This is a genomic window from Streptomyces sp. NPDC002730, from assembly GCF_042888805.1.
Lineage (GTDB): Bacteria > Actinomycetota > Actinomycetes > Streptomycetales > Streptomycetaceae > Streptomyces.
The window spans coordinates 406,845-431,050 of the sequence record NZ_JBIAQG010000001.1 but is presented as its reverse complement, the minus strand read 5'-3'; the positions used below and the strand labels follow the sequence as shown (position 1 = coordinate 431,050).

The following is a 24,206-nucleotide window of genomic DNA, read 5'->3' as shown; positions in this document are numbered from 1 at the left end:
GCTATCGCGCCAGTGAGGCGTCTACGCGCGTAGCGCTGCCGAATCGTAAAAGATGTGGTGCGAAATACGGCCCGAGGGCCAGGAAAGGCGGCACCGCCTGCCTTCCCGGGCCCCCGGGACTCACGTCGCGGCCAGTGGCCTTACGGCGTGGTCTTGACCGTGATCGTGCCGTCGATGATGCCCTTCTTCGCCTTCTCCACAGCGGCGGTGAGGTCCGTCATCTTCTTGTACTCGGGGTTGGAGTCGGCCAGGCCGACACCGTCCTTGTCGAGACCGTAACGGACCTCGCCGGACTGCGGCTTGCCGTCCTTCACGGACTTGATCAGGTTGAAGACCGCGTCGGAGACGTCCTTGGTCACCGAGGTGAGGATCTTCTCCTTGTACTTGGCCAGACCGGCCTGGTTGTACTGGTCCGAGTCCACGCCGATGGCCCACTTGCCGGCCGTGGCGGCAGCCTCGATCGAGCCGGAGCCCGCGAGACCCGCGGCGTGGTAGATCACGTCGGCGCCCTTGTCGAGCTGGCCCTGGGCAGCGGCCTTGCCGAGGTCGGGCTTGGAGAAGCCGTCGAAGTTCGGCGGCTGCGTCAGGTACTGCTTGAGCACCGTGACCTTGGGGTTGGTGTCCTTGACGCCTTGGGCGAAGCCCGCCTCGAACTTCTTGATCAGCGGAACCTCGACGCCACCGATGAAGCCGACCTTGTTGGTCTTGGTGGCCTTGGCGGCGGCGACGCCGGCGAGGTACGAGCCCTGCTCCTCGTTGAAGACCATGTTGGCGATGTTCTTACCGGTGACCGAGGTGTCATCGATGATGCCGAAGGTGGTCTTCGGGAACTTCGGCGCGACCTTCTTGATGGCCGGGGCGTAGGAGAAGCCGACACCGATGACCGGGTTGTTGCCGGCGCGGGCGAGCTCGGTGAGCCGCTGAACCTTGTCGGCGTCCGACTCACCCTCGGTGGGCTCGTCTTCGCTGCCCTTGACCTTGAGTTCCTTCTCCGCCTTCGCCAGACCGGCGTAGGCGGCGTCATTGAAGGACTGGTCGCCGCGACCACCGATGTCGTACGCGATGGCGGCGCTGTCCTTGGCGGAACCGGCGTCCGAAGAAGTCTTTCCGCCACACGCGGTGGCGGTGAGTGCGAGAGCCGCGGACGCAATGCCCACGGTGGCGATTCTGGTGATCCGGCGCAAGAGGAGGGTCCCTTCAAGACTGACCGAGAGCGCCTCTTCCGGCGCTGGTTTTGCGGCGATCGTAACGCGCGTAGATGTCAGTTAAAGACCTGTTCATCAGTCGTTATCGGATCGTCGCGAACAAGCCACGAGCCGCGCGCGCCGTAGCGACCCGACATTTCAACGTACACCCATGTCGGTGCGTCGCCCGGCCCCAATACAGGGCCCGGCGATGTCTCCTCAGCTGCGCTGCCCGTCCAGCAACGCGGCCGCCGTGAACAGCTCCACGCCGACCGCGATCGCGCGCTCGTCGGCGTCGAAGTCGCCGCGGTGCAGATCACGCCGGGCGGTGTCACCGGGCATCCGGACGCCGAGCCGCGCCATCGCGCCCGGGACGTGCTCCAGGTACCAGGAGAAGTCCTCGCCGCCCAGACTCTGTTCGGTGTCCTCTACGGCGTACGGTCCCCGGCGCGCGGTCTGCGCGTCGCGCAGCAGCTCGGTCACGACCGGGTCGTTGACCACCGGCGGGACTCCGCGGATGTAGTTGATCTGCGACTTGGCCCGGTGCAGCGTCGCGATCTCGTCGATAGCGGCATGCACCAGATCGGGGGCGGCGCGCCAGCCGGGCAGATCCAGGCAGCGCACGGTGCCGGACAGTTCGGCGTGCTGCGGGATGACGTTGCAGGCGTGACCGGCCTCGATGCGGCCCCAGGTGACAGCGAGCCCGGAGCGGGCGTCGACCCGGCGGGCGAGCAGGGCCGGAACCTCGGTGGCGACCTTCGCGACGGCGGTGACCAGATCGGTGGTCAGATGCGGGCGGGCGGTGTGGCCGCCGGGGCCGTCGAGCGTGATCTCGAGCCGGTCGCAGGCGGAGGTGATGGGGCCCGGCCGCAGCCCGATGACTCCGGCGTCGACCTTGGGGTCGCAGTGCACCGCGATGATCTTGCCGACGCCGTCCAGTACGCCGGACTCGATGGCGTCGGACGCGCCACCGGGCAGCACCTCCTCGGCGGGCTGGAAGATCAGCCGGACCGGCTGCGGAAGCAGCCCCTGCCGGTCGAGCTCGGCGAGGACGAGCCCTGCGCCCAGGACGGTGGTGGTGTGCACATCGTGCCCGCAGGCGTGCGCCCGGTCCGGAACGGTGGAGCGGTAGGGCACGCCGGTCTTGGTGTCCGGGATGGGCAGCGCGTCGATGTCGGCGCGGATCGCGAACAAGGGACGTACGCCGTCCCAGGAGCCGATGTCACAGATGAGCCCGGTACCGGTGGCGAGCACCCGGGGCTCGAGGCCGGCCTGCTCGAGGCGGGCCTTGAGCACGGCGGTGGTACGGAACTCCTGGTTGCCGAGCTCCGGGTGCATGTGCAAGTCGCGGCGGAACTCGATCAGTTCAGCGCGCAAGGACTCGGACAGCGTGCCGGGCAGCACCTCGCCGGGTTGCTCGGCTTCGGAATCGCGGGACATCAGTTGGTTCACCTGTTGAAGAGTAGGCCCAGGCATGCCCCGACTGACCACTGATCAACAAAAAATCAGCCCGATAGGGTGAGGAAAGGTGGCCGCGAGGTGCATGGTTGTCCACCCCTGTGGGTAAGCTCACTCCTCTTCTCGACCGAGAGTCAACCGGCGATCCCCGAAGAAAGGGATTTCGGGGTCTCCGGCGAGTGAGCCGAAGGGGCGCGCGGTTGCCGTGGGAGAACGCGCGGAGGCCGCGAGGGACGAGCGGTCGAGCACGATCGACCGTCGGCAGACGCTGAAGGCGCCCTGGAGGGGAACCGAGCCGCAGCACGGTGCCGGCCCCCGCAGTGCGCGCCGCTCACGCCGGAGCGGGCAGCCGATGCACATCCCGGGCCGTCCCCGTCACCCCGGCCAGGAAGCCCTGGGCCCGCGGGGACGCGCTGTCCCTGAGCCACTCCGGGGCGATGTCACAGACCGCGACTTTGATGCCCGTGCCCGCGAGGGCGAGCGGGAGCGTGTGGACCACGGTGGACGGGAAGCTGAGGACCGTGCCGCCGATGGGGCCGCGGCGGGCGATCAGTTCCAGCGGCAGATCCGGGCGGACGATCTCCAGGCCGGTCTCGACGGCGAGGCGGTGGAGTTTCTCCGTGCTCTCGCGGCGGTGCGCGAAGTAGCGGGTGGCGCCGTGCGTACGGGCCAGGGCACCGACGGCCTCCACATACTGGTCCGGGTCGACGACGCCCGTCTCCACGAGCGACGTGCCGACGAGGTCGGCGCCCCGGGTGATCCTGGGCGGTCCGAAGCGGGAGCGGGTCCAGGCGAACCGGTTGGCCGTGACCGTGACGCCGGGCGGCGGCTCGACCGGCATCGAGGTGAAGACCTCGACCTTGCGGGTCCTGGACGGGGTGAGCCGGCGCCGCGCCAGAAAGGTGACCGGCGCGAGGACCAGTTCGCGGGGGCCCCGCCTGCCGCGCCGGTGCCAGCGCACCAGCTTCTCGCCGCGCGCCAGCTGGGCGACAAACTCCATGGTGGCCGTGCCGTCGTCGACCACGGTCAGATCCTTGCTGCGGACGAGGGTCAGCAGCAGCTGTACGTACCGGGAGAACGGGTCCCCTATGACGATGCGCTCGGCGCGGTGCAGCATCGGGCCCAGCTCGCGCAGCGTCTTCAGCGGCGCACCCGTCCCGCCGCGTGCCTCCTGCCAGCGCACCGTGTACCCCTCGTCGCGGGCCAGCTCCGCCATCCGGCGCAGCTGGCCCCGCGACATGGGGTCGGTCGGCGACAGGACGACGACGGTGAGCTCGGTGGGGGCCCAGGACGTCCCGGCCCCCGGCGACGCGGTCCGGCCTGTCCCTGCCCGGTCTGTCCCTGCCCGGCCTGCCGGCTGTGCCGGGACACCCGGCAGCGTCGGCGGCGCACCCGTCCGTGCGTGGGCCCACTCCAGGACGTTCAGGAGCTGGACCGGACTCTCGACGAAGGCGAGATTCACTGAAGTTCACCTCGTGATGCCGGGCAGGCCTGCCGGCCGGCCTGCTGGTGGTCCGGGAGCCCGCCGCGGAGCGGCTTTCGGGGGCCACGGCCCCCGGGAAGGCACAGCACGGCAGCAGGCATGTCAGACCGCGGCCGGCTCACGGTCGCCGGCCTCGGCGACGACACCCGCGACCCGGCGCAGCTTCTTCATCGGGGCGAGCTCGGACTCGTAGACCTTCTTGACGCCGTCGCCGAGCGCGGTCTCGATGGTGCGGATGTCGCGGACCAGGCGCTGCAGGCCGCCCGGCTCGACGGAGGCCGCCTGGTCGGAGCCCCACATGGCGCGGTCGAGAGTGATGTGGCGCTCGACGAAGGCGGCGCCGAGTGCGACCGCGGCGAGGGTGGTCTGCAGCCCGGTCTCGTGGCCGCTGTAGCCGATCGGGACGTTCGGGTACTCGGCCCGGAGGCTGTTGATGACGCGGAGGTTGAGCTCCTCGGCCTTCGCCGGGTACGTCGAGGTGGCGTGGCAGAGCAGGATGTTGTCGCTGCCGAGCACCTCCACCGCGTGCCGGATCTGCTTCGGCGTGGACATGCCGGTGGAGAGGATGACCGTCTTGCCCGTGGCGCGCAGGGAGCGCAGCAGCTCGTCGTCGGTCAGCGAGGCGGAGGCCACCTTGTGGGCGGGGACGTCGAACTTCTCCAGGAAGGCGACGGCCTCGGTGTCCCACGGCGACGCGAACCAGTCGATGCCGCGCTTCTTGCAGTGCTCGTCGATCTGGCGGTACTCGTCCTCACCGAATTCCACGCGGTGGCGGTAGTCGATGTACGTCATCCGGCCCCAGGGAGTGTCGCGCTCTATGTCCCACTGGTCGCGCGGGGTGCAGATCTCCGGGGTGCGCTTCTGGAACTTGACCGCGTCACAGCCGGCGTCGGCGGCGGCATCGATGAGCGCGAAGGCGTTGTGCAGGTCGCCGTTGTGGTTGATGCCGATCTCACCCGTGACGTAGACGGGGTGACCGGGGCCCGCGGTCTTGGTGCCGAGGGTGCGCAGTCGGGACGTGCTCATGAGGGGTGGTTCCTTACTTCTCGGGGGAGTTGTGGGAGGTGGCAGGGGTGACAGAGGTGCCTGTGGTGTCTTGAGGGGTGTTTTCGGGGGTGTTGAGCGTCGGGCCGAGGAGCCAGGCGGCGATCTCTCGGATCGCCCCCTCGCCGCCGGGCGTGGTGGTGACGGCACGCGCGGCGGCACGTACGGAGCCGTGCGCACTCGCGACGGCCACGGGCCAGCCGACGAGGTGGAAGCACGGAAGGTCGTTGACGTCGTTGCCGACGTAGAGCACCCGCTCCGGCGCGATCCCCTGCTCCTCGCACCACTGCTTCAGCGCGAGGTCCTTGCGGTCGATGCCGTGCAGGACGGGGACCCGGAGCTTGCGGGCGCGGGCGGCGACGACGGGGTTCTGCTCGGTGGACAGAATCAGCAGCTCCAGGCCTGACCTGCGCAGATGGGCGATGCCGAGGCCGTCGCCGCGGTGCACGGCGACGATCTCGCGCCCGTCGGCGTCGATGAGCACCCGGTCGTCGGTCTGGGTGCCGTCGAAGTCGAGCACCACGGCGTCGATGTCCTCGCGGGTGGGCAGCGCGGGGGTGTCGAGCAGGGGCGCCAGCGCGCGGGCCCTGGCCAGGTCGTGCGGGTCGTCGACCTCGAGGACGCGCGCGGGGTCGGTCCGTACGAGCGCGGTACGGCCGAAGAACCGGTGGCCGGCCTCGCGGAATCCGGTGGCGGACATGGCGTACGCGGCCCCGGTCTCCAGGAAGTCCTGCGGCCGGTCCTGGCGGCGCGGCCGGAAGGACGCGTCGTGGTTGACGCCGTAGCCGGAGGTGCGGTCGGTGTCGACGAGCAGCGCGGTGGCGCCGCCGACGCGCTGAGCGCCGATGGCGGCCGACTCCGATGCGGGCGACGTGTCCTCCTCGCGCCAGACGAAACCGTGGAAGGGGGCGACGGTCACCGCGCTGTCCGCGCCGCCTTCGAGGACCGCAGCCGCCACACCCTCGACGTCTTCGCGCGCCAGGAAGGGGCTGGTGCACTGGATGAGCAGGACCACGTCCACCGACGTGCTGTGCATCGCCTCGTACGCGTCCATCGCATGCAGCACCGCCGCCTCGCTGGTCGCGGTGTCCCCCGCGATCGCGGCCGGCCGCAGCACCACTTCGGCGCCCGCGTGCCGGGCCGCCTCCGCGATGTCCGGGTCGTCCGTGGAGACCACGACATCGGTGACGTGGGGTGCGGCGAGGCTCTCGCGCACGGCGCGCGCGACGAGCGGCACTCCGCCCACGGGGGCCAGGTTCTTGGCCGGAACGCCTTTGGAGCCGCCACGGGCGGGGATCACGGCGAGTACGGTCATCTGCGCTCCTGAATACGGGAGTTGAGGTGAGGCACCGGGGCGCGTGCGGGTCACAGCTCGCCCATCCGGCGGATGATCGGGGCGACGCGCTGCACGCCGTGGCGGTACGCGCCGCGCGCCGCGTTCCGTATCGCGTCGCGCACCACACGCCTTACGCCGGTGATCTCGGCGGCCGGGGCCGCGCCCGGCAGCGGAGTGCCGTCGGGGCCGAGGTGGTGGCGGGCGAGGATGCCGGGGAGATAGCCCGGCGCGGTGGCGGGCGTGTAGTACGGCGCGAGCGGCGGCAGTGCGGGGCTCCGCAGCAGTTCGGCGACGCGCTTGCGGGCCGCGTCGAAGGCCGTGTCGTACGCGCCGCCCGCGGCCACGCCCTGCCTGGCCAGCCAGTCGGGGTCGGGCGCGGGGCGGTGGCCGCCGTCGAGCCGGTCCCATGAGGTCAGCAGTCCGGAGCCGAGGAAGTGGTGGTTGCCGAGCGCCTCGCGCACACCGAGGTCGGTGAGGACCGCGGTGGGGATGCTCCGGTGCAGCGATTCGAGCGCGGCGGTGGAGGAGACGGTGACCAGCAGGTCGGTGCGGTCGAGGACGTCGCCCATATGCCCGTAGACCAGCTTGAAGTTGGGCGGCAGTCCGCCCGGCAGCTTGTCGGCGAGCTTCTGGTACGGGAGCTCTTCGAGGTGCGTGGTGTGCTCGCCCGGCTTGGAGCGCAGCTTCAGCAGCACCTCGCGGCTCGGGTGGAGGCGGGCGTGCTCGACCAGGCGGCGCAGTAGATAGGTGCGGTCGGCGCGGGATTCGGGCACCGAGGGCTGAGCGGCGAAGACCACGGTGTCGCGGCCGTTCTGTGCCTCGTAGGGCGCGCCGCCGAGGAAGGGCAGCGCCGCCTCGGTGACGGACGAGGCGTCGGCGCCCACTCCCTCGTACACCGCGCGGAAACGGTCCGCGTCGTGGCGGGAGTTGGCGAGGACGACGTCCGCGCCGTGCCGCAGCAGGAGCCCGTCGGCGAGCTTCTCGTAGACGACGCCGACATAGCCGGTGACGACGACGGGCCGGCGGGGCAGCCGGAGTGCGCCGAACCCGTGCAGCATGGCCTGGACCGCGCCACCGACGAGGGCGAGTACGACCACGTCGTACTGCTCGTCCTTCATCGCCCGCAGGAACTCGTTCCCGGTCACCTCGCGCAGCCCGTCGGCGCGCACACCGACCTCGGCGAGCTGGCGGGCCGTGGGGGTGGCCCGGCCGCGCAGCAGAAAGCCGCTCAGCTCGACGGAGTCCGCGGAATCGACGGCGTCGACCGCATCCGATGAGCCGGCGGAACCCGACGAGTGGCGCGGGACGTCCCGCTGGACGTCGTGCGCGGCGATACGGCGCGCGGTGAGCGCACCCCATTTCCACCGGGTGTCGGAGTCGGCGAGTACGGCGACCCGTACGGCCTCGCTGGTACTTGATGGCACGCCGAGGACGTTAGAAAGGCATTCCGTTTGACGGCCCAACTCGACCGCAACAGCTGGTTAACAGAGCGTCTACGGTTGGCGATAAGGCCCAAGAATCAACCTGGTTAACAAAGTCGCCGCTCTGCGTTCACCTGTCATCTCTCCCGGCGTCAGTACGAATGCCGGGTGCCGGCCATAGCGTCACGCGGGTGGTTAAGCTCTCCGTCATCGTGCCGTTCTACAACGTGCAGACATACGCACCCGACACCCTCAGAAGCCTCCAGGCGAACGCCCGCGAGGACTTCGAGTTCCTGCTTGTCGACGACTGTTCGACGGACGGGACACCGGAGATCCTCGAGCGCGCGGAGCGCGAGGTTCCGGGGGTTCGCCTGATCAGACATGAACAGAACGGCGGGCTCGCCACCGCACGCAACACCGGCCTCGACGCCGCGACCGGGGAGTACCTCACCTTCCTCGACGGCGACGACTGGCTGGCCCCCGGCCACTACGAGCGGCTGCTCGCCGCCATCGAGGACCTGGGCTGCGACTTCGTCCGTACGGACCATGTGCAGTGCACGGCCAGGGCCCGTACGGTCCATCGCGTCCCGGTCGGCCGGCGCGGCGAGGTGCTGCGGCCGCGCGACGCGATCCTGCCCGCCGACCGCTCCACCGGCGTCGACTACCCGATGGCCTGGGCCGGGATGTACCACCGGCGGCTCGCGGAGCGCGGGCTGCTGCACTTCACGCACGGGCTGCGCACCGCCGAGGACCGGCCGTGGATCTGGCGGCTGCACCGCGAGGCGGAATCCTTCGCGGCGATCAGCGAGCTCGGAATCTTCTACCGGCGCGGAGTGGCTTCTTCGCTCACTCAGATCGGAGACATCCGGCAACTCGATTTCATTCGCGCATTCGACCAGGTGATCGAAGAAACGGCGAAGGATCCGGATTCCGAACGACTGCTGCCAAAAGCCGTACGCACCTACTGCGCGGTTATTTCCCACCACTTGGGATCAGTGGAGAGGTTCGAACCGCCTGTGGCGCGGAAATTGCGTGCGATGAGTGCGGCGGCGCTGAGGCGGATGCCGCAGGACGTTCTGAAGGACGCGCTCGACTCGATGGACATCGAGCGTGCGTCGCGGCTGCGCAGGCTGCGTCGCCGCCCCGCCCCTCTCTCCGCGGAGGCCGCGGCCTGATGCGTACGACCCAGATCTTCCTCGCGTCCTCGCTGTACGGGGCCGCCACGCTGGCAGCTGCGCTGGACAGCGGCTGCTTCGCGCCCGCGGACCGGCGGCTGCTGCTGGTCGCCAACAACGCCACGACGCCGGAGACCTCGCCGGCGCTGGACGAGATGCCGGGCTTCGAGCGACTGCGCGGCCGCTTCGACGGCGTGCTCTCCTGGAACGAAGCCATCTCCCCTTTCCACCCGGGCGGCTGGGCCCCGCGGCCGGACGACGCGCCGCTGTGGGAGCGCCATCTGCGGCTGCTGTGGGACCTCTGTGACGACCGGATCGAGCTGGCCGTCGAGTCCATCCAGGTCAATCCGGCGCTCGCCGTCGCGCAGCTCTTCCCGGACGCGGCGCTCGATGTCTACGCGGACGGGCTGATGAGCTACGGCCCCACCCGCAACAAGATCGACCCGCTGGTCGGCGAGCGCGTGCGCCGGCTGTTCCATCTGGATCTGGTGCCGGGCCTGAAGCCGCTGCTGCTCGCGGAGTTCGGGGCCGAGCCGCAGATCGTTCCGACGGAGGCCTTCGTCAAGGTCGTCGCCGAGCTCTCCGACGGCGTGACGGACCCGGCGTCCGACGCGATGTCCGACGCGATGTCCGCCGAGGGCGAGGGCCCGGTGCTGCTGCTGGGCCAGTATCTGGCGGCGCTGGGCATCATCACGCCCGCGGAGGAGGAAGCCCTCCATGTCCGGATGGTGCGGGGCGCGGTCGCGCTGGGCCACCGCAGGATCGTCTTCAAGCCGCATCCCACCGCGCCTGCCTCCTGGACGCGCACGCTGGAGCGCGAGGCGGCGGCGCTGGAGGCGGAACTGACCGTCCTGGACCGGCCGTTGATCGCCGAGGTGCTCTACCGCCGGCTGCGCCCCGCGCTGGTGGCCGGCTGCTTCTCCACCGCGCTGTTCACGGCGAGCACGTTCTACGGCATTCCCGTGGCCCGTATCGGCACGGAACCGCTCCTGGACCGGCTCACGCCGTACCAGAACAGCAACCGGGTGCCACTGACGATCGTCGACGCGCTGCTGCCGGATCTCGCCGACGGCGCGGCCGGTGCGCCCAAGGAGGCCGACGACATACTGACCGGCCTGGTCAGCGCGGTCGGCTTCGCGATGCAGCCGCAGCTGCGGCCGGATCTGCGGGCGGCGGCGGAGAGCTATCTCGGCCGCAACCTCAACCACCGCACCTGGCGCTACTTCAAGCGCCGCAGGCTGACGGTGCTCGGGCTGCCGGGCGGCATCCCGGTGCCGCGCAATGCGACGGTACGCCGGGTGGTGCGGAGGGTGCGCCGCCTCAAGCGGGTGGCGCTCGGGTGACCCCTGGGGTTCTGCGGCTCGGGTGACCCCTGGGGCTCCGGGCCGGTCATCATCACGGCGACGCTGACCAGAGCGGCGGCCGGGTTGCGGCCGTCGACGTGCAGGTGCCGCAGCAGGAAAGCGGCCGCGAACGGACAGCCGAGCAGCACCGCCACGTCCAGCAGCCCGTTGCCGCCCCAGATGGCCCTCGTGAGAATCAGCGCCACGAACGTGCCGACGATCGCGGCGAGTTGAGTGAGCGTGTACGGGCCGCCCGGCGGTGCGGTGTTCACGCGCCGGCGTGGAGATGGGCGGCCCAGAGAAGGGGGGCCCGTGTCCGGTCATAGCCGGGCGGTAGGTCGTGGCCGTCCCGTACCCCGCGTACAGCCTGATGGAGAGCAAGGGCCGCCCGGTCGGGGTCCACTGCTGCGGAGTCGGTCCTCAAGCCGTCGTAGAAGGAATCGGCGATGCGGACGGCGATCTGATCGTCGATCTCCCACAGGGTGCCGATCACGTGGGGAAAGCCGGCGAGCTGGAAGGCGGAGGTGAGGTGAATGGCCTCATCGAGCAAGTCATCCGCGTCAATGGCTGCCGTGCGGCAGGCAGACAGGAAGGCAAGCCTGGCCCGGTCGAGGGTGACGGGGGCCAGGCTCCCCACGGTGAGCGGGTCGTCCGCGTGATCGTGGAGCAGCATCCGGCTTTTTGAGGGATCGATAGGATTGCTGGCGCCGTGGCAGGCGAAGTGCGCGATCGCGCACTTCGGCAGATGCGTCAGGACATTGACCTTCGTCGGCGTGGTCGTTGTCGGATCCGGATGCCCGTCGGTGGGATCCGGCTCCCGGAGCACAACAGGGTCGGGCAGGCGGGCCTGCAGCATTGCGGCTTCGTCGTCGACAAAGCGCAGGCGACCGTGGCCGGGCAGCCCGGGTGTGGTCGGCATGGCGACGATCAGCGTCCGCCCAGCAGCGGAGGGATCGGCCACTTGGCGCAGGACCTGATCGCGGGCATAGCGCAGTGCGCGCACGGTAGGTGTGTAGGAGGAGACGACCCTGTCCATCACGGTCCGTCGGCCCAGGTCATGAGCGGGGTCGGTGTGGTAGCCCGCAGCGTGCACGGGCAGCAGTCCCAGCAGCCCGCCCGGAGCCCACCACACCTGCGGCCATACCTCCCCGTCATCCTCGGCTGCCGGGGGCCGACCGCCATGTCCCAGGGCGTTCAGTACGGGGCCGGCGGCAGCGTCCCACAGCCACTCAAGGACGTCGCGGAGCATGGCTTGCCCGTCCTCCCGCTCGGAGGGATCTGCCCCTGACAGCGCCAGCTGCTGCGCCTGCCGGAAGGTGGTGATCTGGTTGATCACACCGGCCTGGGTCAGGTCGGGGAGGGCCAGGCTCGTGACGGCGTCGGCGGTGAGCAGCAGCGCGTCGCTTCGGTGGGTGCTGATGTTGAATACGACGATGGGACCGTGGGCCGCCTCGGCCTTGAGTTCGTCGATGGTGGGCGGCAGGGCGAAGGAGGCGAAGTCGGCAAGGCTGCGGATTTCGGCCAGAGTGGCGGTGAACTCCTCCGCCAGCCGGTGCCTGTCCTGCACCACATGGTTCTGCCGGAGCCTCGGATCATCGCCGGCATCGCTCCCTTCGGGGGGGACCACCTGGTCTGGGGGCTGATCGAGCCGGTTGCGCAGCTGGGCGAACCGACGGGCCAGCTCGGGTTGGTGTGTGCGCAGGTCGGTGAGATCGCTGCGGGTCTCCAGCGTCTGGCTGAGCAACACCGCGCGGCCCGCCTCCAACAGCCCCAATGCCCGTTCTGCCCTCTCGGTTGCGGTCCCGCCCGGGGCGGCGAGTGCCAGAGCAGCGGCAGTGCCGACCAGCCCGGCGAAACCGCCGACCGCATGCTGCTGGTCGCTGCGCTCCAGACGGCGCGGGGCCACCTGGGGCAGCAGTCGCGCCGCGGCCTCCGCCGCGTCCGCTGCCCGCCCGGCTTCACCGGACTGCGCCAGCAGACCAGCGGCCCTCAACCCTGCCCGGACACGGATCGAGGCTGCTGCCGACTCCACCTCCGAGGCCCTCGACCAGGCGCTTATGGCCTCGTCCCGGTCTGTCACGGTGCCGCCGCGCTCGTACCGGTCCTGTAGTGCGTTCCCGAGGTTGGACAGGTACCTCGCGTGGTGGGGGTGGTCGGTGGGGGTGGTTTCCACGGCTTTCTGGAGGCGGTCGATGGCGGTGTCCCGGTCTGCCACGGTGCCGCCGCGCTCGTACCGGACCTGTAGTGCGTTCCCGAGGTTGGACAGGTACCTCGCGTGGTGGGGGTGGTCGGTGGGGGTGGTTTCCACGGCTTCCTGGAGGCGGTCGATGGCGGTGTCCCGGTCTGCCACGGTACCGCCGCGCTCGTACCGGACCTGTAGTGCGTTCCCGAGGTTGGCGAGCATCCCCGCGCGGTCGTGGTGGTCGGTGGGGGTGGCCTCCATGGCTTCCTGGAGGCGGTCGATGGCGGTGTCGAGGTCCGCCACCGCGCCGCTCCGTCCGAATCGGGCACGCAGCGCGATCCCGAGATTGGACAAGTACCTTGCTCGGTCGTGGTGGTCGGTGGGGGTGGCCTCCATGGCTTCCTGGAGGCGGTCGATGGCGGTGTCGAGGTCCGCCACCGCGCCGCCCCACTCGAATCGGGCACGCAGTGCGTTCCCGAGATTGGACAAGTACCTTGCTCGGTCGTGGTGGTCGGTGGGGGTGGCCTCCATGGCTTCCTGGAGGCGGTCGATGGCGGTGTCGAGGTCCGCCACCGCGCCGCCCCACTCGAATCGGGCACGCAGTGCGTTCCCGAGATTGGACAAGTACCTTGCTCGGTCGTGGTGGTCGGTGGGGGTGGCCTGAACGGCTTCCTGGAGGCGGTCGATGGCGGTGTCGAGGTCCGTTACGGTGCCGCCCTGCCCGAATCGGGCCTGTAGCGCGTTTCCGAGGTTGGAGAGATATGTCGGGCGGTGGGGGTGGTCGGTGGGGGTGGCCTGAACGGCTTCCTGGAGGCGGTCGATGGCGGTGTCGAGGTCCGTTACGGAGCCTCCCTGCCCGAATCGGGCCTGTAGCGCGTTTCCGAGGTTGGAGAGATATGTCGGGCGGTGGGGGTGGTCGGTGGGGGTGGCCTGAACGGCTTCCTGGAGGCGGTCGATGGCGGTGTCGAGGTCCGTTACGGAGCCTCCCCGCTGGAACCGGACCTGCAGTGCGATCCCGAGGTTGGACAGCGTCACCGGGCGGTCGGAGTGGCTGACGGCAGTGGCCTTCACCGCCTCCTGCCCCACCTCGATGGCGGTGTCGAGGTCCGCCACTGTGCCGTCCCGTCCGAATCGGGCCCGCAGCGCGATCCCGAGGTTGGACAGGTATCTCGCTCGGTGGGGGTGGTCGGTGGGGGTGGCCTGAACGGCTTCCTGGAGGCGGTCGATGGCGGTGTCGAGGTCCGTTACGGAGCCTCCCCGTTCGAATCGGGCCCGCAGCGCATCCCCGAGGTCGGACAGGAGACCGGTCCGGTCAGGATGGTCGGTGGGGGTGGCGTCCACGGCTTGCCGGAGGCACTCGATGCCGGTATCGAGGTCCGCCACCGCGCCGCCCCGTCCGAATCGGGCCCGCAGCGCGATCCCGAGGTTGGACAGCATCACCGGGCGGTCGGAGTGGCTGGCGGGGGTGGCCTGAACGGCTTCCTGGAGGCGGTCGATGGCGGTGTCGAGGTCCGTTACGGAGCCTCCCCGCTGGAACCGGGCCTGCAGTGCGTTCCCGAGGTTGGACAGGTATCTCGCTCGGTGGGGGTGGTCGGTGGGGGTGGCCTGAACGGCTTCCTGGAGGCGGTCGATGGCGGTGTCGAGGTCCGTTACGGAGCCTCCCCGCCTGAACCGGGCCTGCAGTGCGATCCCGAGGTTGGTCAGGCTGGGGGCGTGTTGACGGTGGCCAGCGGGGGCGGCTTTCACCGCCTCCTCTCCGAGCACGATGGCGGTGTCCAGGTCCGCCGCCGCGCCGCCGCGCTCACATCGGATTTGCAGCGCGACGCTCAGGTCTGACAGGCGGCCCGCGCGTTGGGGGTGGTGGGCAGGGGTGGACCGGACGATGCGCAGCCACAGATCCACAGTGGCGTAGAGCCGAGTCGGTTCAGGGAATGTCTGGACCCGCTGAAGCATCCCTCTGGCCTGCGATACCGCAGTATCGGCGACGAGTGGCAGCAACGGCTCCGGCAGATCGTCGATGCCGGCAATGAAGCACACGGTGAATGCCTGAACGGCGCCCGTCAGGTCTGCTCGACCTTCATCAGCCGGCAGTGCGCGATAGCGGTACCAGTGGAACCAGCCAAGGAGGAACCGGACTTGCAGGTAGTCCTCGCCGGGGAGCATTTCGGCGAGCTGCCGGGCTTCGTGGACGGCCTTCGGGTTCAGCACCGGTGACAGATCTCGGCTCTCTGCGACCTGCCGCAGCCGTGCCGCCATCGCAGCCAGTGGTGCAGCCCGCACTGTGCCCCCCAACCATCACGTGTCGTGGATGGTAGTCGCACAATCAGTGCAATGGCGGGGAATTGCTCGGATACGCTCCCTCTTCGAAGAGTCACGACAGCGTGAACGGTGACGGCGGTCACCGGAGTAGACACCGACCCGGGGGAAGCCATGGATGAGCCTGATGAAGCGGCGCAGCGACTGGCTGTCGTCTGCGCGAACGCGGAGGCGATCCGCGCCCGCCTGTGCGGTGGTCCGACCGGAGACGACGCCGTCCTGGAAGAGGTGCTGTCCGCAGCCCGCGGCGGTGGGGAGACAGACCGCGCGCTCGATGTGCTGCACGCCGTGCTGCAAGCCCTCGGCGACGCCCAAGGACTCCACGCCTACAGCAAGAACGGTCGTACGGCGGATCGCGGGGTTTATGCCGCAGGTGTCGACCGTGACGGATTGGGGGAGCCCGTGTTCTTGTGCCCGTCCCAACGATGTGCACGTTACTGGTGGCCGCAGGGCCCCGTCCCCGCTCCCCGCTGCGCGATCAGCGGGGATGCACTGCGCCGGGAGCGGCTGTAGCCGATGGGGGGTCTACTGGGCGAACTGGGCAAGAAGCTCGCTGAGCGGTGGCTGTCCCTGCTGGTCCTGCCCGGCGCCCTCTACTTGGCGGTCGTTGCTGCGGCCCGGACGCTCGGCCACACCCATCCCTTCGATATGTCCCGCCTGACCGGCCGGATCACCGCGTGGGCCAACGCGCCCGCCGCCGCTACCGTAGGAGGCCAGGTGGTCCTCCTGGCGGCCGTGCTGGCCGGCGCCGCGGCAATCGGGCTGGTGGCACAAGCTCTCGGTTCTCTGGCCGAACGGCTCCACCTCGCCGCCGATTGGCGCACCTGGCCCACTTGGGGCCGCAGGCTGTCGAACCGGATCACCACCCGTCGGCAGGACCGCTGGAGGACAGCCGCCGAAGTCTGGCACCACCGCCGGGAGGATGCCGCAGTCGCCCTCACCCGCAGCATACGGACCGACCCCGCCGATCGGCACGCCGCCCGAGCGGCAATGACCCGCATATCCCCCGAGCAACCCGACCGCCCCACCTGGTCCGGAGACCGCATCCACGCCGCAGCTGTCCGCCTGGAACGGGACTACCACCTCGACCTGGCCGCCCTGTGGCCGCACCTATGGCTGATCCTGCCCGAGACCACCCGCACCGAGATCACCACCGCCCGCCAAGCCCTCACCCGCGCCACCGCCCTGACCGCCTGGGCTCTGCTCTACCTCCCCCTCGCACTATGGTGGTGGCCCGCTGCCGTGATCACGGCCACGCTCGCTCTCATCAGCCGACACCGTACGTGCACCGCTGCCGACACCTACGCCACCCTGCTCGAAGCCGCCGCACGCCTCCACGCCCGCGACGTCGCCGACCACCTCGGCCTGGACTCCACCGGGCCCCTCACCCACGAGTCCGGCGGCGCCCTGGCCCTCCACGTGACACCCAGCCCACCACCGCCACCGGAGGAGTCCCCCGCAATCCGCCAGGCCGACCGAGCGTCAAGTTCCCCGGAGGGGCGGTGAAGAGAACGTGTGACTCGGTTCGATGCCGTCAACTCGCTGTGGGGCGCCGTGTGGATCATCGACTCGTGGCGCGGGCCCGTACCCCGGCACCGAACTGCCGACGGACCCAGGCGATCGCACCGATCACCTCCCGGCGATGGCTGACGCCACGTCACCTTCCCGCCATTGGACGACCTCGACCAGCTGTCGGTCGGGCTAGACCCGATGCGCATGGCTGTACCCAATGCGCATGGCTGTGTCGAATGTAGAGCCGCACGACCTGGTATGGACCGTTTCAACGACTTGCACGATGAGGCCTAGGCGGTGGCAGACGCCAGCACCGGCTCCGGCTCCGGCTGCGCCTCGGCAGCGGGCCGCCGGTCGCCGGATAGGTCGCCCCGTACTGGGCAAGGAAGGCAGCGAGCTGACCGGCATCGAGGAAGGCGCCGTGCTACATGTGCTCGCGGGCGAGGCTGGTGAGGGCCTGCGGGTTGTGCCATTGTCCAGCTCTCAACGAAGTTTGTCGTCCGCATGTGGCTGACCTGGACTGGATTGGGTGAGACGCGTGGACTCGGTTCGTCGAGACAGACCGCAAGTCTTGTATCTGCCGTCGGCGTATGGGGCCGGTCTGCCGCCAGACGGGCGTGACAGCATGCGGCCATGCCTGTCCCGCACCCCAACGGGGACTACGCGATCACCGCGATGTACTCCGTGCCCGATGACGCCTGGTACTTGGAACTGGATCTCGTTGCCGAGCAACGAAACCTTGTGACCGCGATCGTCCCCGACGAGGACCCGGCACGGGAGCCGACGGTGTGTTTCAACCCTCACGGGCGTCACCTGGATGTCCCGTACGAGGTCATGCGCTGGTTCATGGACCAGGTCGAGGAGGAGATCCGCACGTTCCGCGCCTGGATGCGGCTGCGGCCCGAACTCGTCGAGGCCATTTACCAGTTGCGCCAGGAGTACATGGGCGCCATCGATGACGACGACTTTCCTCATGTCCTGGAGGAGGTGCGCGCCGCAGTCCCCGAGGTCGACCTCTCGGCCGTTCTTGCGGCCGCCTTCGGACGGAAGCCCGACGGAACCACCGCGGACAATCTACAAGTCCTCCGGCCCGCAGATGACCAAGGAGGAAGGGCCTAGGTTCGCTGAGACAGAAGCCCGAACGACTCGGTTCGTTGAGAAACGACTCGGTTGAGTGAGACGGGACAGCCATGGAAGGTGCGCCGCTGCTGGGGCCTCTTCCTGGCCGTTGCTGATTACGTCGTTATCACCGGCGCGTGCCCCATCCGGCACCTCTGAGGCCTGGCGGGGGGTGATTACGTCGTTATCACCCGGGGGGCTTGGACTGGCAGTCTTCGCCATCCCCGGCTGAGTGATTATGTCGTTATCAGTGGGTCGCTTCGCTTGTGCGGCCTGACGTCGCTCCTTCTTCTCTTGCGCCCATTGCTTGGTCTGCTGCGCTCGGGCGTCTGCAGCGGCGCGTTGTTCTTCGGGCGAGAGCGTCGCCAAGCCGCGCCCGTGCTCAACGGGCAATCCAGCAGTGACCCATTGGGCAAGCCTCCCAGCGGGCTGCGCAAGTCTCGGTGACCGGTTGATGCCAATCCCGTGAAGCAGCCTGGGAGGATGTGGGCAGACCCGTGTGTGCGGAGCGGCGGTAGATCGGTCACGCTGCTTGAGTGACTGGTCAGCGCCGGACCGGCCAGACCGATGGCCGATCCAGGCTAGATCGGCCATCGGTCACCGGCGCCGGGATCGGTCACGAGGTCGTTGGTCACCGGTCATCGGCCACTCGGTGGTAGTCGGTCAGCGCCTGACCGACCGAAGGCGTGCGCGGCCCTGCTGCCGGCGCTGCTCTTCGAGGTACTCGGCCGCAGCGTTCACGCGCCGCTGTCCGGTCTTCGGGGACAGCCCGAGCCGGCGGGCGACTTCCGCACCGGAGAGCTTCTGCCCGGCTTCCTCAGCCTCGGCCAGCCACTCGGCGACGGTAACGATCTGTTGCTGCACGGGATCCAGTTCGGGCTCCTCGGTCTGCTGCTCGGGCAGCCGCGCCGTTGCCGCTCCCGTGTCAGTGACCGAGGCCTCCCACGCGGCCGGCTCGCCTGTTAGCGGCTCGGGTGACCCCTGGGGCCCCGGGCCCCGCGCCTCAATCGTCGGCGAGGCTCCCGTTGGGGCTCCGCCCCAAACCCCGCTCCTCAATCGCCGGAGGGGCTGCATTGCAGCTCAGCAGCACCTGCTCGATGCCCGCCACCACCGCCGCGAGCCCCGCCTCGAACGCCGCCTCATGGTCTGCGAAGACCTCCCCCACCGCCGTGGCGAGGGGGTACTCCGCCAGCCGCTCGGCCCGGGCCACCAGGTCGTACCCCTCCGCCCCGGTCGCCGGGTCGGGCCCCATTGACTGCTCCTCGATCACATAGCCGATCGTGTAGCTGTACGCGGTGAACCAGGCGCGGGCCGCCGCGCCCGGCGTGAAGCCCGCACCGGTGAGGATGCGCAGATGCGCCTCCATCGGGGCGGCGTAACTGATGTCGGTGAAGCGCGTGCCGCTGTAGACCTTGGCGCCGTCGCGATAGCGCAGCAGATGCTCGCGCAGCCCGCGCATGGCCCCGGCGAGGCTCTCGCGCCAGTCGGCAGCCGGTTCCGCCGCCAGCAGGTCGGCCGCCATCCGCCGGACCATCTCGGTCGCCATCTCGTCGAGCAGCGCCTGCTTGTCCTTGAAGTGCCAGTACAAGGCCGGTGCCTTGACGTCGAGCTCCTTGGCGATGGCGCGCAGCGTCAGCCCTTCGAGTCCTACTTCGTTGAGCAGGCGCAGGGCGGTGCGCGCCACCCGGATCCGGTCGAGTCGTTCCGTAGCCACGGTGCCAACCTACCCGTCACCCTTGACAACTTAACAACGTTAAGGGCACCCTCTCAGGATGACACTTAACAACGTTAAGGAAACTGGCCCCGGCACGGAGACCGACGTCCTGATCGTCGGGGCCGGACCCACCGGGCTCGCCCTCGCCTGCGATCTGGCCCGCCGCGGCGTACGCGCCCTCGTCGTCGAGCAGTCGGCCACGCTCTTCCCCGGCTCGCGCGGCAAGGGCATCCAGCCCCGCACCATGGAGGTCTTCGACGACCTCGGCGTCGTGGACGCGGTCCTCGCCTCGGGCGGCAAGGCTCCGGTCGGCATGGTCTGGCAGGACGGCAGCCGCCAGGGCGAGCACGACATGTTCGAGCGCTCCGGGCCCACGGACACGGAGCCGTACGGCGAGCCCTGGCTGCTCCCGCAGTGGCGCACCCAGCAGATCCTGTACGCGCGCCTGAGAGAGCTCGGCGGCGAAGTCTCTTTCGGTACGGCCCTGACGGGGCTCAGCCAGGACGCGTACGGAGTGACGGCCCAGCTCTCGACAGGGACGGCAGCGACGACAGGAACGTCGACGATCCGCGCGGCCTACGCGGTCGCGGCGGACGGCGGCCGCAGCACGGTCCGCAGGATCCTCTCCATCGCGATGAACGGCGAGAGCGTCGACCCGGCCCCGATGCTGGTCGCCGATGTCCGCATCCCCACGCTCGACCGCCTCAACTGGCATGTCTTCCCGGGCGGCAGCGCCGGCTACTTCGCTGTCTGCCCGCTGCCGGGGACCGACGACTTCCAGGCCGTCGGCCAGTTCGCGGAGGGCGAGCCCGACACCTCGCCCTCGGGCGTACGGAAGCTGATCGCCGCCCGCACCCATCTGACCGAGGACGAGGTCACCGAGGTGCTGTGGGCCTCGGACTTCCGGCCGCGTGCCGCCATGGCCGACCGGTTCCGCGAAGGGCGCGTGTTCCTCGCGGGCGACGCCGCCCATGTCCACTCCCCCGCCGGTGGACAGGGCCTCAACACCAGCGTCCAGGACGTGTACAACCTCGGCTGGAAGCTCGGCCAGGTGCTGCGACACGGCGCACCCGAGGCGCTCCTGGACACCTACGAGCAGGAGCGGCTGCCCGTCGCCGCACAGATGCTCGGCCTCTCCACCCGTATCCACCGCGGTGAGGAGCAGCGCGGCGCGGCCACCATGCAGCTGGGGCTCGGCTACCGCGGCGGCCCGCTCGCCTCCGGCGGCGCGGGCGCACTGGAGGCGGGCGACCGCGCCCCGGACGGTCCACTGCCCGGCGGACGGCGGATCTTCGACCTCTTCCGCGGCCCGCACTTCACGCTGCTCGCGGTCGGCACGGACGCCGAACTGCCCGTACTCGACGACGAGCTGGTGCACACACACCGGATCGAGGCCTACGAGCCGTACGGGAAGGGTCTTTTCCTTGTTCGGCCCGACGGCTACGTCGGCTGGGCGGGCGAGGACATGTCCGGCCTCGCCGAGTACCTGGTCAGGTGCTGCTGAGCGAAAGCTTCACCGCGAAGCCCAGGAACAGCGCGCCGGCCGCCGACGTCGCACCCGCCGAGAGCAGCTTGCGACGGCGGAATGCCGCCGCCAGATGCGTCCCGGTGAAGATCAGCAGGGTGAGATAGAGGAAGCTCGCCAGCTGGGCGAGCACGCCGAGCACCACGAAGGAGAGCGCCGGATAGGCGTACTCGGGATCGACGAACTGCACGAAGAAGGCGATGAAGAAGAGGATCGCCTTCGGGTTGAACAGGCTGATCACAAAAGCCTTGCGGAACGGCCGCTCGGCGGCGGACCCCTCGGCCGGGGCCGCCTGCTCGGCGGTCAGCTCACGGCGGGTGCGCCACAGCGACCAGGCCGCACGCAGCATCCCGATCGCCAGCCAGGTCAGATAGCCGGCGCCGGCGAACTTCACGATCCCGAAGAGCAGCGCATTGGTCTTGAGCAGCGAGGCGACACCCGCCGCGGAGAGCACCATCAGCACGGTATCGCCGCACCACACACCCGCGGCCGCCGTATAGCCCGTACGCACACCGCGTCGCGCGGCGACCGAGAGCACGTACAGCGAGTTCGGCCCCGGCAGCAGAACGATCAGGACAAGTCCTGCGAGATAGGTCGGCAGATCGGTAACACCCAGCATGAGGCGGAGTGTCGCACATGGGCACGACACTCCGCCTTTGCGTTCCGTATCACGGAACAGAACGGAACGAGCCGCTCAGAAGGCGTCGGTCGGGACGTACGTGCCCCACACCGCGCGCAGCGCGTCACACACCTCGCCGACCGTCGCCCGCGCCTTCAGCGCGTCCTTCATCGGGTAGAGGACGTTGTCCGTCCCCTCCGCGGCCTTCTGCAGCGCCGCGAGCGCCGCGTCGACCGCCCCCTGGTCGCGCTCGGCCCGCAGCTTCGCCAGCCGGTCCGCCTGCTGCGCCTCGATGGCGGGGTCGACCCGCAGCGGCTCGTACGGCTCCTCCGCGTCCAGCGTGTAGCGGTTGACGCCGACGACGACCCGCTCGCCGCTGTCGGTCTCCTGCGCGATGCGGTACGCGCTGCGCTCGATCTCGTTCTTCTGGAAGCCGTGCTCGATGGCGTTGACCGCGCCGCCCAGGTCCTCGACCCGTTCCATCAGCGCCAGCGCCGCCGCCTCCACGTCGTCCGTCATCTTCTCGACGACATAACTGCCCGCGAACGGGTCCACGGTGGCGGTGACATCGGTCTCGTACGCCAGGACCTGCTGGGTACGCAGGGCGAGCCGCGCCGACTTGTCCGTCGGGAGCGCGATCGCCTCGTCGAAGGAGTTGGTGTGCAACGACTGCGTACCGCCGAGCACCGCCGCGAGCCCCTGGACGGCCACGCGGACCAGGTTCACCTCGGGCTGCTGGGCGGTCAGCTGCACACCGGCCGTCTGCGTGTGGAACCGCAGCATCAGCGACTTGGGGTTCTTCGCGCCGAACTCGTCCCGCATGATCCGGGCCCAGATGCGGCGCGCGGCACGGAATTTGGCGACCTCTTCCAGAATCGTCGTACGCGAGACGAAGAAGAAGGACAGGCGCGGCGCGAAGTCGTCGACGTCCATGCCGGCGGCTACGGCCGTACGGACGTACTCGATGCCGTCCGCGAGCGTGAAGGCGATCTCCTGCGCGGGCGAGGCGCCGGCCTCCGCCATGTGGTAGCCGGAGATCGAGATGGTGTTCCACTTCGGGATCTCGGTCCTGCAGTACTTGAAGATGTCGGCGATCAGTCGCAGCGAGGGCTTGGGCGGGAAGATGTACGTACCGCGGGCGATGTACTCCTTGAGCACATCGTTCTGGATGGTGCCGGTGAGCTTGTCCGCGGGGACGCCCTGCTCCTCGCCGACGAGCTGGTAGAGCAGCAGAAGCAGCGCGGCGGGGGCGTTGATCGTCATCGACGTGGAGACCTTGTCCAGCGGGATACCGTCGAACAGCACCCGCATGTCGTCGAGCGAGTCGATGGCGACGCCGACCTTGCCGACCTCGCCGCTCGCGATCGCCGCGTCCGAGTCGTGACCCATCTGGGTGGGCAGGTCGAAGGCGACGGACAGGCCCATCGTGCCGTTGGCGATGAGTTGCTTGTAGCGGGCGTTGGACTCGACGGCGGTGCCGAAGCCCGCGTACTGGCGCATCGTCCAGGGACGGCCGGTGTACATCGTCGGGTAGACGCCGCGGGTGAAGGGGTACGAACCGGGCTCGCCCAGCTTCTCGGCCGGATCCCAGCCGTCCAGTGCACCCGGTCCGTAGACCGGCTCGATGGGCAGTCCCGACTCGGACTCGCGCGCCATGGTTGTGTGCCTCCCGCTAGAGCTACTCGCTGGTAACCGATCCTCGCGTCGGACTGTATCGGCGGGCCCGCGACGGGTGGAGAGCCGCACGCTGGGACCTTGCTCACAGCCTCTTCCACCGCTTGTTCCCCATGATGCGCGGGATTGCGCAACCGGGCAGGGCGGGAATCTGTCTCTGGAGACACAGGGAATACAGGGGGGCGAACATGGTTCGGAATTCCGTCATACGCAGATCACTGGCCGCGGCCGCGGTGCTTGCCGTGACCGCGGGCTGCACGGCGCAGGCCGCGACCGAGCAGCCGGCCCGGGCCGACGCCAAGCCGGGCAGCTCGGCGCCCGCGCAGGCAGGCACGGCGACGCCGTCCGGGGCGGACTCGGCCACGCCGAAGCCGAAGGAGACGACCGCCAGGCCCAGCAAGCCCGCCGAGGTGCTGATGGCCAACGGCTCGAAGGGCAAGCAGGTGCGCGAGCTGCAGGCCAGGCTCGCGCAGATCGGCTGGTTCGACGACAGGCCGACCGGCACCTACGGTCCCGTGACGGTCGCCTCCGTCAAGGGCTTCCAGGGCAAGCGCGGTCTGCCCACGACCGGCGACACGGACACCGTGACGTGGCAGAAGCTGCTCGGTATGACGACGAAGCCGACGCGCGAGGAGCTGAACGGCAAGGCCGTCAACAAGCCGGCGGCAAAGCTGGACCCGCGCTGCACGACGGGCCGGGTGATGTGCATCAGCAAGTCCACCCGCACGCTCTCCTGGGTGATCGACGGCAAGGTGCAGTCGACGATGGATGTGCGCTTCGGCTCGCAGTACACGCCGACCCGTGAGGGCACCTTCCGCGTGTTCCAGAAGTCCAAGGACCACGTCTCGACGATCTACCACACGTCCATGCCGTACGCGATGTTCTTCAGCGGCGGCCAGGCGGTGCACTACTCCTCGGACTTCGCGGCCCGCGGCTACAACGGCGCGTCGCACGGCTGCGTCAACGTCCGGGACAAGGGGAAGATCGCCTCGCTCTTCGCGCAGGTCCACAGCGGCGACAAGGTCGTCATCTACTGGTGAGAGTCGAGAAGGAAGAGTGGCGCGGGCGGGACCGGGGGAACGTGTCCCGCCCGCGCCATGT

Annotated in this window: 18 protein-coding genes; 7 read left to right on the top strand and 11 right to left on the bottom strand. The window is 69.7% G+C overall.

Annotation, left to right across the window (positions count from 1 at the left end; all coding sequences use genetic code 11):
• Positions 1–140 precede the first annotated feature (140 nt).
• From ACFYXH_RS02105 to ACFYXH_RS02080, 6 genes are all read right to left on the bottom strand, one after another.
• Positions 141–1,184, bottom strand: coding sequence for a BMP family protein (locus tag ACFYXH_RS02105; RefSeq protein ID WP_389559810.1), 1,044 nt, complete (start codon positions 1,182–1,184; stop codon positions 141–143).
• 219 nt (positions 1,185–1,403) lie between these two features.
• Positions 1,404–2,624 carry an amidohydrolase gene (locus ACFYXH_RS02100; protein WP_389560626.1) on the bottom strand — a complete coding sequence of 407 codons (1,221 nt, stop codon included), beginning with the start codon at positions 2,622–2,624 and terminating at the stop codon, positions 1,404–1,406.
• 349 nt (positions 2,625–2,973) lie between these two features.
• Entirely contained in the window at positions 2,974–4,104 is a 1,131-nt protein-coding gene (locus tag ACFYXH_RS02095) for a hypothetical protein (protein WP_389559808.1), read from the bottom strand.
• Positions 4,105–4,227: 123 nt separating this feature from the next.
• Positions 4,228–5,151: an N-acetylneuraminate synthase family protein gene (locus tag ACFYXH_RS02090; RefSeq protein WP_389559807.1), complete on the bottom strand. Its 924-nt coding sequence runs from the start codon at positions 5,149–5,151 to the stop codon at positions 4,228–4,230.
• A 13-nt stretch (positions 5,152–5,164) separates the two neighbouring features.
• Entirely contained in the window at positions 5,165–6,484 is a 1,320-nt protein-coding gene (locus ACFYXH_RS02085; RefSeq protein ID WP_389559805.1) for a cytidylyltransferase domain-containing protein, read from the bottom strand.
• A 50-nt stretch (positions 6,485–6,534) separates the two neighbouring features.
• The gene (locus ACFYXH_RS02080; RefSeq protein WP_389559804.1) at positions 6,535–7,929 is read right to left on the bottom strand and encodes a DUF6716 putative glycosyltransferase; all 1,395 of its coding nucleotides are present in this window, start codon (positions 7,927–7,929) and stop codon (positions 6,535–6,537) included.
• A gap of 188 nt (positions 7,930–8,117) precedes the next feature.
• On the opposite strand from ACFYXH_RS02080, the gene ACFYXH_RS02075 reads away from it, so the two are divergent.
• Both ACFYXH_RS02075 and ACFYXH_RS02070 read left to right on the top strand, forming a co-directional pair.
• Positions 8,118–9,101: a glycosyltransferase family 2 protein gene (locus ACFYXH_RS02075; protein ID WP_385303848.1), complete on the top strand. Its 984-nt coding sequence runs from the start codon at positions 8,118–8,120 to the stop codon at positions 9,099–9,101.
• Positions 9,101–10,444 (top strand): polysialyltransferase family glycosyltransferase, encoded by a 1,344-nt coding sequence (locus ACFYXH_RS02070; RefSeq protein ID WP_389559803.1) that lies wholly within the window; start codon positions 9,101–9,103, stop codon positions 10,442–10,444. Before ACFYXH_RS02075 ends, ACFYXH_RS02070 begins: the two co-directional genes overlap by 1 nt.
• Before the next feature lie 268 nt (positions 10,445–10,712).
• On the opposite strand, the gene ACFYXH_RS02065 is transcribed toward ACFYXH_RS02070, so the two are convergent.
• Complete coding sequence (locus ACFYXH_RS02065; protein ID WP_389559802.1) at positions 10,713–14,882, bottom strand: tetratricopeptide repeat protein; 4,170 nt, start codon at positions 14,880–14,882, stop codon at positions 10,713–10,715.
• A 174-nt stretch (positions 14,883–15,056) separates the two neighbouring features.
• Between ACFYXH_RS02065 and ACFYXH_RS02060 the strand changes: the two genes are divergently transcribed.
• The 3 genes from ACFYXH_RS02060 to ACFYXH_RS02050 all read left to right on the top strand — a co-directional run bounded on the left by ACFYXH_RS02060 (position 15,057) and on the right by ACFYXH_RS02050 (position 17,573).
• On the top strand, positions 15,057–15,455 hold the full coding sequence (locus tag ACFYXH_RS02060) for a hypothetical protein (protein WP_389559801.1): 399 nt from the start codon (positions 15,057–15,059) through the stop codon (positions 15,453–15,455).
• 3 nt (positions 15,456–15,458) lie between these two features.
• Positions 15,459–16,448: a hypothetical protein gene (locus ACFYXH_RS02055; protein ID WP_389559800.1), complete on the top strand. Its 990-nt coding sequence runs from the start codon at positions 15,459–15,461 to the stop codon at positions 16,446–16,448.
• A 639-nt stretch (positions 16,449–17,087) separates the two neighbouring features.
• A complete protein-coding gene (locus tag ACFYXH_RS02050; RefSeq protein WP_389559798.1) occupies positions 17,088–17,573 on the top strand; it encodes a hypothetical protein in 486 nt (161 codons plus the stop codon).
• Positions 17,574–18,236: 663 nt separating this feature from the next.
• Here the strand turns inward: ACFYXH_RS02050 and ACFYXH_RS02045 are convergent.
• Both ACFYXH_RS02045 and ACFYXH_RS02040 read right to left on the bottom strand, forming a co-directional pair.
• Positions 18,237–18,437 (bottom strand): hypothetical protein, encoded by a 201-nt coding sequence (locus tag ACFYXH_RS02045; RefSeq protein ID WP_389559796.1) that lies wholly within the window; start codon positions 18,435–18,437, stop codon positions 18,237–18,239.
• Positions 18,438–18,576: 139 nt separating this feature from the next.
• Positions 18,577–19,287 carry a TetR/AcrR family transcriptional regulator C-terminal domain-containing protein gene (locus ACFYXH_RS02040; RefSeq protein WP_389559795.1) on the bottom strand — a complete coding sequence of 237 codons (711 nt, stop codon included), beginning with the start codon at positions 19,285–19,287 and terminating at the stop codon, positions 18,577–18,579.
• A 58-nt stretch (positions 19,288–19,345) separates the two neighbouring features.
• Between ACFYXH_RS02040 and ACFYXH_RS02035 the strand changes: the two genes are divergently transcribed.
• Positions 19,346–20,791 (top strand): FAD-dependent monooxygenase, encoded by a 1,446-nt coding sequence (locus tag ACFYXH_RS02035; RefSeq protein ID WP_389559794.1) that lies wholly within the window; start codon positions 19,346–19,348, stop codon positions 20,789–20,791.
• Here the strand turns inward: ACFYXH_RS02035 and leuE are convergent.
• Positions 20,778–21,431, bottom strand: coding sequence for a leucine efflux protein LeuE (leuE, locus tag ACFYXH_RS02030; RefSeq protein WP_389559792.1), 654 nt, complete (start codon positions 21,429–21,431; stop codon positions 20,778–20,780). The two genes, ACFYXH_RS02035 and leuE, sit on opposite strands and share 14 nt — an antisense overlap.
• A gap of 75 nt (positions 21,432–21,506) precedes the next feature.
• Positions 21,507–23,087, bottom strand: coding sequence for a methylmalonyl-CoA mutase family protein (locus ACFYXH_RS02025; protein WP_362678692.1), 1,581 nt, complete (start codon positions 23,085–23,087; stop codon positions 21,507–21,509).
• 206 nt (positions 23,088–23,293) lie between these two features.
• Here ACFYXH_RS02025 and ACFYXH_RS02020 point away from each other — a divergent pair, with 206 nt between their 5' ends.
• Positions 23,294–24,145, top strand: coding sequence for a L,D-transpeptidase family protein (locus ACFYXH_RS02020; RefSeq protein ID WP_389559790.1), 852 nt, complete (start codon positions 23,294–23,296; stop codon positions 24,143–24,145).
• Positions 24,146–24,206: the final 61 nt, after the last annotated feature.